This is a genomic window from Archangium sp., assembly GCF_057119385.1.
Genome location: NZ_DBNGVP010000046.1, coordinates 24,774 through 35,966 on the forward strand (window position 1 = coordinate 24,774; position 11,193 = coordinate 35,966).

Below are 11,193 nucleotides of genomic sequence, written 5' to 3' on the forward strand. Positions count from 1 at the left end.
GAAGGATGCCTGGCAGTTGCTCAGCACATGGCGGATGCCCTTGGGGGGCGCTCGTGACGTTCGCGGTTTGAAGCCACTCACGTTGCGCAAGAACTTCCAGCCGATGCGTGATGCGCTGCCCACCTTCGTCCATCTGGGGGCTTCGGCGTCCGCTCTCTGGGTCCACCATCAGCAGCAACTTCAGGACGTGGCGAGGCGCTTCGCGGAATCGAAGCAGCTGACTGTCGCTCAGCCCGATGCCAAGGCGCTCCACGGTCTGAAGGGGTGGCCTGCGGACTGGGAGCCCGGGCAGCTCCAGTCGCTTGCCGCGGAGCTCGCCTCCCAGCACGAGTTCGCCTCGTTGGGCGAGATCGCCGTGGACGCGGCCAGGTTGATGTTGTTCATGCTTTGCATCAAGGCGCCGACGGCCATGTCCTCCGATGCTTCCACTGTTTCCTCCGCTACCGAGCAGAAGCCGGAAGCGGTCCCTGTTGCCGTACCCGAGGCCGTAGCCGTGGAGCCTTCTTCCGGTCCAGTCGCGCCGCTCTCTCCCCGGGAGCACTTCGAGCGGTTGCTCGCGATGCTGCGTGCCCTCCCAGATGCGGCACCTGAATGGGAGGACCTGGACGGCTTCCTTCGGGTGTGCGGTGAGTTGGCGCACCAGCGCAAGGAGCGCCAGGCCTCGCGGCATCGCCTGTTGGACTCGCTGGCGAGACTCGCCGAGCCCGAGGTCGCCAAGGGGCTGGCCTTCCTGTCTCATCTCACGGGTCATGAGCACTGGAGTGCCAGTGTCCCCGCGAAGCCCGCGCTCGACTCCGTGGTGGGCGAGCTCGGGCAACTCTTGAAATTGCTGGCGGAGGTGTCAGCCCATCTCAAGCTGCCGCCTCCTCGGAACATCCAGGAGAACCGCGAGCGGACCCGCCGGTTGGATGAGCTCAGCACCGAGAGTGAACGGCTTCACCAGCTGCTCTCCCGGAGGCTCCTGCCAGCCAACGCTCCCCCGGTCACCGGAGCGGCCGGGGATGAGGGCGGGGGCACTGGAGCCGCTTCGCCCGTTCCGGAGGCCAGCGCTTCCGAGCCGGACCCCGAGCCCGTCGCCGTCACCGCGTCAGCCCCGGTTCTTCCCACCCCCGGGGTGATGCCTGCTTCCGACGTCCCGACGCCAGCCATGGAGCCCCCGCGGCATGGGGCGGATGTTCCCGTGCGCGAGGCGGCCCCGGTGCCTGCTCGCGTGGCTGCCGCGTCAGCGCTGTCCTCTCGTCCAGAGCCAGCGCCTGCTCCCGTGGAGACGCCCACCGCTCGGCGGGCCGAGGTGGTGGTCCTGCGTCCGGCGTCGCCGCCGAAGGCGCACCCCGCGCCCATCCAGGAGCCCTCTCTACCCGCGACACCGGAGGAGCCCGAGCTTCGTACGTCGAAGAAGCTCTCCCGCCGGGACGCTGCGGAGGTCTTGCTGGCCCATCCCTCCGCCGAGGCCCGTGCCACCTTCCTCTTCGCGTTGGTTACCGAAGGAGATGTGGCGGGGGCGTATTGGCTCTCCCGCGCCATCGAGGCGAAGGACGAGAAGGCGCCTGTTCCCTCCTGGTTGCTCGCGGCACTGGCGGGGTCGACGCGCCTTCAGGGCGATTCCATTGCCCTCACCTCGGGTTTGACCGCGATTGCCTCCGAGCATGAGTGGCCCGCGGCGCCGCACCTTCAACTGCTGGCCCTGGCCTCTGCCCTTCCGTCCATCATCCGGGCTCCAGGCAGTGGACTGCTGAGCTGGCTCGCCGCGCCCGATGACTTGGCCTCCCTGCGGGAGTTGGTCGAGCCGTTGCGTGAATTCGCTCTGCATGGGGGGTTGGCCCTCCCCGCGGACAGCCAGCTCATGCTCAAGAGTCACGCGGAGCGCTCCGAGCGCATCCGTGCCACCGTCGAGGAGGTCCGGCGCTGGCATGAGCGGGTGGGGGATCTGCGGACTTCCTACCTGCCCGCCAGGAACGTCCTGGGGTATCTGCTCAGGACGGGGGATCTCCTGGAGCTGCTCGACGCGGCCAAACGGGATGACCGCAGCCAGTTGGAGGAGGTGGCGAGGAAGCTCGCGCTCTGGCGTGACAGCTCTCACGTGAATGCCATGGTGGATGAGGTCCGGCGCCGCGAGCAGATCAAGGAGCGTATCGTCGGATCGGCCCTGGCGTGGATCCAGTCTCGTGTCGAGGAGCTGTGCGAGCGGGTGGCGACTTGGTTCGAGCTGGTCCAACTCGATGAGCGGCTCACCCGGAACTACGACTGGGTCATGCGGCAGCTTGATGAGCTGCGCCAGAAGCTCGGGATGGCGTTCCCGAAGGCCCTCCGCGCGATGGATGCCTATGAGCGGGAGGAGGACTTCGCCCAGGTGGCCGCGGGGTGCGCGGCGCTTCGCCGTGCGATCCTGCAGCTGGCCGACATGTTGAGCTGCAGGCTGGACCTGAGCATCCAGAGCATCCAGCTTCCGGCGGACGTGCTCCTTCGGGAGCGGTTGATAGATCTCGAGGGCGGGCTGGATGGCTTGCTGGCACGTCGATTGATGACGTTGCCGAGTGTGCGGTTGCCGCTCGACAAGGAGCGCTGGAGTGATGGGCTTGGCGACCTCTTCACGGCCCTGCCGCGTGAGATCCTGTCGGAGCCCGGTGTGGAGGGCAGCATCGAGGCCTGGCTGACCCGGAGGGACTTCCGCTTCATTCCTCACCTGCTTCCGCTCGTGGAGAGTTCCGAGCGCCGCAAGGAGTTCGAGGATCGGACGCGGTTGGAGCAGGAAGAGGCACGCAGGCAGCTCAAGCGCCGCATTGAGCGCATCCGGGCGGAGGTGGAGCAGGCCGTCGTGGATGGCTTCATCGGAGACGAGCGCTCGGGGCTCACGGGCCGACTGGATGGCATCGTGGTGGACACCACGCGCGAGATGGAAGGCTCCCAGCACATCCTGGATGCGGTCGCCGGAGAGCTGGCGGGGGCGCGTCACCGGGGCCTGGAAATCCAGCGGGAGCGCTGGAACCAACTGCGACCGAGGATGGCGGAGACGGGCTGGGCGGACGAGCAGCGGGACCTGGCCGCCCGGCGCATCGAGGAGGTGCTGACCGCGGGCGACTACCGGAGCGCGGACGAGCTGCTGGCGCGGCTTGAGGATTCCGTGGACAACCACCGGGAATTCGATGTCGCGCTCTTCGCGGCTCCGAAACACGAGACCCGCCACCTGGAAGACTTCATCCATGTGCTTCCGCGCCTGGAGCAGGAACTGCAGACCGTGCGGGGCAGGGAAGTGCCCAAACGTGTCCAGGAGGTGCTGTTAGGAGGCAGCGAGCGGGCTGAGGGCCATCGGGATCTGCGTCACGTGCATGATGCCTGGAGCGCGCTCGTCAATGCGCGAGCCCGTCAGGAGCGGGTACCGGAGATGCTGGCGGCACTGCTCGGACAGCTGGGCTTCCAGTTGGAAGGCGAGCCCGGTGAGTCTTTCGAGCGTTTGAAGGACGACCCCCACCTTCTCTTCCAGGTGCGGGCCTCCAGCCGGAGGCTCAGTCCGGTGCCTCACTTTGGCAGCCGCGTCGAGGGGCGTCTGCGGGTCATGTGCCTGTGGGTGCCCCAGGGGCGGGAGATCCTCACCGGGGCCTTGCAGCAGCTGCGCTCCGAGAGTGAGGGCACGCTCATCTTCTACCTGGATCGTCTGGGTCTGGCGCGCCGCCGGCAGCTCTGCTCCCTCAGCCGGCAATATGGTGCCGCCGCCATCGTCATCGACGAGTGGATGCTGCTGTACCTCTCCGCCCTGCATGAGGGCGATGCGCGGCTGCGCGCGCTCTTCGATTGCACCCTGCCGTTTTCCTCCATCAACCCCTATGTCCAGCGCGCGGGGACGGTGCCCCCGGAGATGTTCTTCGGCCGTGATGAGATGGCACGTCGTCTGTCCAGCTTTGATGGGACCAGCCTCGTTTATGGTGGGCGCCAGCTCGGCAAGTCCGCCCTGCTGGAGCAGGTGGAGCGGCGTTTCACCGAGGCGGATCCCACCCACCATTTCGCCATCCGTCTGGACATCAAGGACGTGGGAGACCCAGCGGCTTCCCAGGCGCCTGAGCACCTCTGGCCGCGTATCCGCGACGAGCTCAAGCGCAAGCGTTTCTTCTCTGCGCAGGTGTCCACGGACAAGCCGGATGACTTGGTGCGCCGCATCGGTGAGGTGCTGGGGGGGGACAAGGGGCGCAAGCTGCTCATCCTGCTCGACGAGGCCGACAACTTCCTGGATGCGGACGCGAAGAAGGGCTTCGAGCAGGTCAAGAGGCTGCGCGAGCTGATGAGCCGCCATCCCGGGTTGTGCAAGGTGGTGCTGGCGGGTCTGCACAACGTGCAGCGCTTCCAGGGGATCGCCAATCAGCCGCTGGCGCACTTCGGCAGTGCGCTCCTCGTGGGTCCCCTGGATGCGCGCGACGCCAACGAGTTGGTGCGGCGGCCCCTGGAGGCGCTCGGGTACCGGTTACCGCCCGAGGAGAAGAACGGCAGCATCCTGCGCATCCTCAGCTACACCAACTATCACCCGGGTCTCATCCAACTCTTCTGCCGTGACCTGGTGGACATGTTGCAGCGCCGGGCGGATCCGCAAATGCAGCCGCCCTATTTCCTGCGTGAGGCGGACGTGGAGGACGTCTACCGCAAGCAGGAGACGCGGCAGCTCATCCGCGAGCGCTTCGAGTGGACGCTCGCGCTGGACGCTCGCTATCAAGCCATCGTCTGGAGCCTCATCGTCTTCCAGGAGGACGGCCGAGACGGCTTCAGCCAGAGCTTCTCGACGAGCGCCATCCTCTCCCTGGTCCAGGGGTTCTGGCCCCAGGGCTTCGAGGAGGTGGAGTCGGACCAGATGCAGGGCTTGCTCGAGGAGATGGTGGGGCTGGGTGTGTTGGTACGCAACGCGCAGGATGAGTACCGCCTGCGCAGCCCCAACGTCGTCCGGTTGCTGGGCAGCATCCGCGACATCTGGGTGCGTCTGGGGGAGTTGGCGAACAAGCCGGCACCGGTTGCTTTCGATGCGGACCACCATCATGTGAGGTTGGGCGGAGACCCGCCGCGCTTCAGCCCGCTGACGTACGCGCAGGAGCGGTTGTTGACCGAGCAGCGATCGAGCGTCGCGCTGCTGTTGGGGAGCCGGGCCACGCAGTTGGAAGACTTGGTGGAGACGCTCCGTCGTACCCTGGTGAGCTCCGAGCGGCCCGAGCAGGGCGCCTTTCTGCGGGTACCCGAGCACCTCCACACGCCGCGGGAGTTGCAGGAGTGGTTGAAGGACTCCTTCCGGGATCGGGATGAGGAGCGGGTCCTCTTCCTGCGGGAGCTGTCCGTCGCCGAGGCAGGGGAGGGCAGGTGGGTGGATGCGGCACAGGACTTCTGCGAAGGACAGCGGAGCAAGAAGCGATGGGCGCGGGTGGTCTTCGTCTTGCGCCCCGCTGCGGCCTGGGCCTGGATGACCCGGGCCGTGCCTGGCGTGTCGAAGCGTGAACAGGTGCTCACCATGCCGCTGAAGCGCTGGACGCGGCCGGCCCTGATTCGCCTTTTCGAGGAGGTGGACATCCGTACGGCGGACGAGGAGTTCCGCAAGCGGGTCCTGGAGGTGACGACAGGGGGCTGGCCCTACCTGCTCAACCGCTTCGTGGCGGAGTGTCGCCGGCGGTCGAGCGAGCGACGCGTGGCCGAGGACATGGAGCGCGAGCTGCGGGCGGGCAGCCCGCAGGCCGCCACCTTCTGGGAGGCGCTTGAGTTGAAGGAACTCCCGCGCATCGTGGATATCCTACGGCTCATCCACGAGATGGGCGGGGTTTCTCCTTCGACGTCCTTCGATGGAGTGCTTGAGGGAGACGTGAGCGGGCTGATGGGGCGGAGTGACGCGCTGCTCCAACTCCTCGTCCGGCTGGGTTGTCTGGAGGTGAGGGGAGACGCGCTGTGCGTGGAGCGGAGGGTGGCGGAGGCGTTGCCGGGATGAGCGCCGCTGCCCTGAGCGAGGCGCTGCAGCAGGTGCCCTCCTTCCGTGACTTCATGGAGGGGGTGGCCAGCGACATCGTGGGGGGGCGTCATGTGCTGCTCCTCACCGGTGGGCAGGTCGGGGCGCCTCAACTCCGCGCGGGGTTGGAGGGGGCACTGGCGCGAAGCCAGGGCCCTCTGTTGCGCTCCGTGGCGTTGGCCGAACAGTTCGAGAACGAGGCGCCGTCCGTCTTCCTGAGTCGGGTGACGGGACTGCCGGAGGAGCAGCTGCGCCCGGCGAGCAGGCCGATGGAAACGGGCGGTTTCCAGACGGTCTATGACGTGCTGTGGCTGGAGGGGGTGGAGGGGCTGTCTCCCGCGCGTGCCAAGGCTTGGCTGGAGTTCTTCCGGCTCTCGACGCGCTACGCCGCCGCGTCGTCCCATGCATTCGTGATGCCGCTGCGCAGGATGATGGTCCCCCTGCAGGACATCACGTCGGATACCCGGCTGGCCCTCCACTGGTGGTGGGGCCGGTTGTCCGGGTTGGAACTCCGACTGATGTGCCGCCTCGTCACTCGCGAGTCCCTGCTCTCTCCCGAGTCCGTGTGGCGTGAAGCCGTCCTGCCCCATGTAGTCGACGGCAACGTGGGGCTCGCCGCGAAGTTGTGGGACGTCGTGCTGGAGCCGGAGGCTACCTTGCTTGATGCGCTGCGTCGTAAAGCGCGAGAGCAGGGGTTGGAGCCTTCGGCGCTTCGCGAGGTGTTGCGGCGCCTGGGTCGTCCGAAGGCCGAGCGCTCCGCGGGAGATTTGCCGCCGGCGGCTTGGCGGCCGTTGTGGGAGATGGGGGCCGCCTGGCACAACGTGGAACATGGGCCGGAACTCACCGTGTTGGCCCTGGCGGCGCTTGAGGATCTGCCCGCGGTGCGCAACCGCTTGTGGCGAGGCCAGTCGGCGCTGCTGATGCCGAGGCTCAATCGGGTACGCATGGAGGTATGCCGGGCGCTCACCGAGAAGCACGGACGCTCCTGGCCCACGCGGTTCGGTGCCGCCTTCATGGATGAGGAGCAGCGGCGCCGGGTGGAGGAGGATCCGCTGTCCACGGAGCACGGCCCGCTGGAGAACATCCTGTACCGCCGCCCAGATGTTGGAGGCCAGCGCTTCCTTCCCCTCGTCCAGCTCAGCCGTCAGATGCGCAACCTGCTGGCGCACGACGAGATTGTCTCCTTCGGCGACTTCAGGTCTCTGTGGGAGATGCAGGACGGACTGGCGCTGGGCTGAGCGCGCGGTCCTTCCTCCGTTACGTCCCTTGTTGGCCCACGACGCTGCTCCCCGAGGGGGCGGCTCGTGTGCGTTGTCGTCTCCACCCCTGTGCGGAGTTGCACTGCACACGCACCACAGCGTGCTGGTGCTCATTGCATTGAAACTTCCCTGCTCGGCGCACACTTTGGTCTCCGCAGTTCGAAGAGGAGGTCGTGATGCACGACAACGGTGAAGTGCGGTCTCTGGAGAAGCTCAGCTCCCGGATAGGCCGGGAGCTGGTGGCACGAGGGTGGAGTCAAACCAAACTGGCGAGGAAGAGCGGCATGGATCGAAGCGCGTTGAACAGGAGCCTGAAGGGCCACCGGGATGTGAAGCCGCATGAGGTGGAGTGGAGCGCGAAGGCGCTGGGGCTCTCGCGTGAGGAGCTGATGATGGGGGTGGAGTTCGCCCCGGAGACCCGGAGGGTCCTGGAGACCAACGCCGACTACGAGCGGCGGATCCACTACCTGGAAATGGAGGTCGCGATGCTGCGCGCGCAGCTGCTGCACCGCGTGATGACACCCCAAGGGTTAGGGGTGTGCCGGAGCAGACGGACACGACCCTACCCAACCCCAGCCACGGACAGCCAACCGGGAAGTTCCGGTGCCCCCCAGGTTCCCGCGTCGAAGGACTTCTGAAGCCCGATTGAAACGAGGAGAGACGAACATGAGCTACGCCCAGACGTTGGAAGCGGTGCCCCTCCAGGTGCCTTCACCCAGACACAAGCTGCCCTTCCTGCGGGACGACAGGTTGCGGAATATTGCGGAGAGAGACCTGTCCTCACTGCTTCGCTTCAAGAATGAGGAGGAGGTGAAGGTCGTGCTGATCATGGCGGGCAGCGTCATCGAGGCGGTTCTGCTGGATTGCTTCCAACGCTTCGTGAACACCCAGTTGGAGGCGGTCGCGAAGCAGGTGCAGGCGCGGCGCGTCACGGATGGTAGGTTCAGCAGGTTCTCGCCGGAGCGGAGGGAGAGTTGGTCGTTCTTCCACTCCATCGCCGTCGCAGGTCCAGATGGGCTCCACATCCTGAGAGGACGCACGGAGCGGGTGGCCGATACGTTGCGCAACTTCCGCAACCTGGTGCACCCAGCCCGGGAGCTTCTGGAATCCGATGACAGCCCCCTCCGCACCACCGATGCCGACGCGGCGGTCGCGCTCGTGGGGATGGTGCTGGATGATGTGCAGGAGTGGGTCATGACCCGGTAGCTGTCGGTGAGGTGAGATGAGGCGCAGGGCGCACGGGACTCGAGTGGGTTCCGTGCGCCCGGTTGTGCTTCTGGGCGCGGGTACTCCCATCCCGCCGACCCACGCGCCTCAGCGCGTCAGGACGTGGAGGCCGCCAGCGCGGGCACGTCCACCGACGGAGAGAGGCTGATGATGACCGACTTGGACGTCGGCGTGCGGCTCTTCTCCGCGAAGCTGTCGAGCGGTACCAGCACGTTGGCCTCGGGGAAGTAGGTGGCCGCGCACCGGCGCGGGATGTCGTACGGCACCACCACGAACTTCCTCGCCACGCGTTGCACGCCCTCGAAGTGGCTGGTGAGGTCCACCACCTGTCGCGCTTCCACACCGAGCGCCTTCATGTCCTCGGCGTTCAGCATCACCACGCGCCGCCCGTTGCGGATGCCCCGGTAGCGGTCGTCGAGCCCGTACACCGTGGTGTTGTACTGGTCGTGCGTGCGGATGGTCATCATCAGGAGCTGCCCCGGCTCGAGCTTCAGCCGTGACATCTCGTGCACCGTGAAGTGCCCCTTGCCGCTCTGCGTGGTGAAGCGGCCCTCGCGCGGTCCATTGGGCAGGGCGAAGCCGCCCGGCTCGCGCACCCGCCGGTTGAAGTCCTCGAAGCCCGGAACCACCCGGGAGATGAGGTCGCGGACGCGGTCGTAGTCCTCCACCAGCCACTCCCACCGCGCCGAGCCGCGCGACCCGAGCACCGCCCGCGCCAGCTTCGCCACGAGCATGGGCTCGCTGAGCAGGTGCTCCGACGCGGGAGGCAGCGTCCCTCGCGAGGCGTGCACCACGCCCATCGAGTTCTCCACCGTGACGAACTGCGGTCCACCGGCCTGCACGTCGCTCTCGGTGCGCCCAAGGCACGGCAGGATGAGCGCCCGCTTCCCGGTGACGAGGTGCGCCCGGTTCAGCTTGGTGGACACGTGCACCGTCAGCCGCGTGCGGCGCAGGGCCTCGGCGGTGCGCTCGGTGTCGGGCGTCGCGGACAGGAAGTTGCCACCCAGGGCGAAGAAGACCTTCACCCGGCCCTCGTGCATCGCCTGGAGGGTGGCGACCGTGTCCATCCCGTGGTGGCGCGGCGGCTCGAAGGCGAGCTCGCGGGACAGCGCGTCCAGGAACGCCGGCCGGGGCCGCTCCCAGATGCCCATCGTGCGGTCCCCCTGCACGTTGCTGTGGCCTCGCACCGGGCACACGCCGGCGCCCGGCTTGCCGATGCTCCCGCGCAGCAGCGTCAGGTTGACGATCTCCTGGATGTTGCCCACCGCGTTGCGGTGCTGCGTCAGGCCCATCGCCCAGCACCAGATGATGCGGTCGGTGCCCGCCAGCCACTCCGCGGCGGTCTCGAGCTGCTCGCGAGCCACGCCGCTCTGCTCGACCACGTCCTCCCAGGACACGGTGTCCAGGTGCGCCGCGTAGGCCTCGAAGCCGAGCGTCCTGTCCTCCACGAAGTCCCGCGCCACCACCGTGCCCGGCTGCTTCGCCTCTCGCGCCAGCAGCGCCTTGCCCAGTCCCTGCAGCAGGGCCACGTCGCCGTTGATGCGCACCTGGAGGAACAGGTCCGCCAGCGGCGTGCCCGAGCCGAGGATGCCGCGCACCGCCTGCGGGTGCTTGAAGCGCTGCAGGCCCGGCTCCGGAAGCGGGTTGATGCTGACGATGCGGCAGCCCTGGCGCTTGGCGGCCTCGAGCGCCGTGAGCATGCGCGGGTGGTTGGTGCCCGGGTTCTGCCCGATGACGATGATGACCCGGGCCTTCTCGAAGTCCTCCAGCGTCACCGTGCCCTTGCCGATGCCGATGGTTTCCAGCAGGGCGGTGCCGCTCGACTCGTGGCACATGTTGGAGCAGTCCGGCAGGTTGTTGGTGCCGAACTGGCGCACGAAGAGCTGGTAGAGGAAGGCCGCCTCGTTGCTGGTGCGCCCCGAGGTGTAGAAGCACGCCTCGTCCGGCGAGCCGAGCGCGTTGAGCTCCCCGGCGATGAGCGTGAAGGCCTCGTCCCAGGAGATGGGCGCGTAGTGCGAGGCGCCCTCGCGCAGCACCATGGGGTGGGTGAGCCGGCCCTGCTTGCCGAGCCAGTGGTCCGTCTGCGCGGCCATGTCCACGAGGCTCCACTGGCGGAAGAAGTCCGGCGTCACCCGCGCCGTGGTGGCCTCCTCGGCGACGGCCTTCGCGCCGTTCTCGCAGAACTCGAAGGGGGTGCGGTGTTTCGGGTCCGGCCACGCGCAGCCCGGGCAGTCGAAGCCGTGCGTCTGGTTCACCTTCAGCAGCGTCTGGGTGCCGCGCACCGGCCCCATCTCGCCCCAGGCGTGCTTCATGGCGGACACCACCGCCGGTACGCCTCCCGCGGACACGGCGGGGGCGCCGACGCGCAGGGGCTCGGGAGTGGTGGGGGGCTGGGCGCTCGGGAGCGTCTCCGGCCGGGCGGGAGTGTCCGGATGGGACTCCGCCGCCTGCTGCTGCCGCATCGCTTCCGCCATGGTGTCCTCCTGCTGACCCGGGCACGGAGGGGGCCGCGGCCGACGGGGCGCTGGAGTCTACCTCTCCCGGTTCCCTGGTGGGGGCTCGGGGTGCTCATGCATGCTCGCCAGGACATGAGGAGAGCACTCTCGTTGTGGCGACTGGTGGTGGCGCTGAGCTTCGTCCTGCCCGCGTGCGCGACGGCCCCGGAGGCGGTGCCTGTCGGCGCGCGCCCCCGGCCGGAGCCGAAGGTGGTGGAGGTGCGGGAGCTGTCCGGAGACAGGCTGC

At 68.0% G+C, this 11,193-nt stretch carries 5 protein-coding genes; 4 read left to right on the top strand and 1 reads right to left on the bottom strand.

The features are described from left to right. Positions 1-67 precede the first annotated feature (67 nt). From AC16DP_RS10700 to AC16DP_RS10715, 4 genes are all read left to right on the top strand, one after another. Positions 68-5,947 (top strand): AAA family ATPase, encoded by a 5,880-nt coding sequence (locus AC16DP_RS10700; protein WP_329727224.1) that lies wholly within the window; start codon positions 68-70, stop codon positions 5,945-5,947. After that, on the top strand, positions 5,944-7,203 hold the full coding sequence (locus AC16DP_RS10705) for a hypothetical protein (protein WP_329727225.1): 1,260 nt from the start codon (positions 5,944-5,946) through the stop codon (positions 7,201-7,203). Before AC16DP_RS10700 ends, AC16DP_RS10705 begins: the two co-directional genes overlap by 4 nt. A 197-nt stretch (positions 7,204-7,400) precedes the next feature. Next, positions 7,401-7,862: a helix-turn-helix domain-containing protein gene (locus tag AC16DP_RS10710; protein WP_329727226.1), complete on the top strand. Its 462-nt coding sequence runs from the start codon at positions 7,401-7,403 to the stop codon at positions 7,860-7,862. Positions 7,863-7,890: 28 nt separating this feature from the next. Next, on the top strand, positions 7,891-8,430 hold the full coding sequence (locus AC16DP_RS10715; RefSeq protein WP_329727227.1) for a hypothetical protein: 540 nt from the start codon (positions 7,891-7,893) through the stop codon (positions 8,428-8,430). Between the two features lie 116 nt (positions 8,431-8,546). Here the strand turns inward: AC16DP_RS10715 and AC16DP_RS10720 are convergent, their stop codons facing one another. Then, complete coding sequence (locus AC16DP_RS10720; RefSeq protein ID WP_414640689.1) at positions 8,547-10,913, bottom strand: FdhF/YdeP family oxidoreductase; 2,367 nt, start codon at positions 10,911-10,913, stop codon at positions 8,547-8,549. Between the last annotated feature and the right edge of the window lie 280 nt (positions 10,914-11,193).